The sequence below is a fragment of the Microbispora sp. H10830 genome, from assembly GCF_014161375.1.
GTDB lineage: Bacteria > Actinomycetota > Actinomycetes > Streptosporangiales > Streptosporangiaceae > Microbispora > Microbispora catharanthi.
Genome location: NZ_JABBWX010000069.1, coordinates 1 through 506, shown reverse-complemented (window position 1 = coordinate 506; position 506 = coordinate 1). Strand labels below are relative to the sequence as shown.

General features: G+C 73.1%; 1 protein-coding gene. It reads right to left on the bottom strand.

The genetic code is table 11. From position 1 onward, the window contains the following. Positions 1-506: sensor histidine kinase (locus HHX35_RS42445; protein WP_259405919.1), on the bottom strand; the 506-nt coding region annotated here is incomplete at both ends.

The following is a 506-nucleotide window of genomic DNA, read 5'->3' as shown; positions in this document are numbered from 1 at the left end:
TTGCGCAGGCCGCTGCGGCGGCCCTCGGCCGGGATGCCGACGCCGTTGTCCTCCACCACGAGGGTCAGCCGTCCGTCCCCGGCGTGGACGGCGACGTCGGCGCGGGTGGCCTTGGCGTGGCGGACGAGGTTGGACAGGGCCTCGCGCAGGACGGCGAGCAGGTGTTCGGCGACCTGTGCGGGCACGTCGTTGTCGAGCCGGCCCTCCAGGCTCAGGCCGGGCATGAAGCCCAGGTGCCCGCGGGCGCCCTCGACCAGGTCGACGACCTGGGCGCGCAGGCTGGGCGAGGCGTCCTCGCGCGGGGTCTGCAGGGCGAAGATGGTCGAGCGGATCTGCCGGATGGTGGTGTCCAGCTCGTCGATGGCGGTCTGCAGCCGGGAGGAGGCCTCCGGCCGCTCGACCAGGCGTACGGCGCTCATCAGCGTCATGGCCACGGCGAACAGGCGCTGGATGACCACGTCGTGCAGGTCCTTGGCGATGCGGTCGCGGTCTTCCAGCAGGCCGAG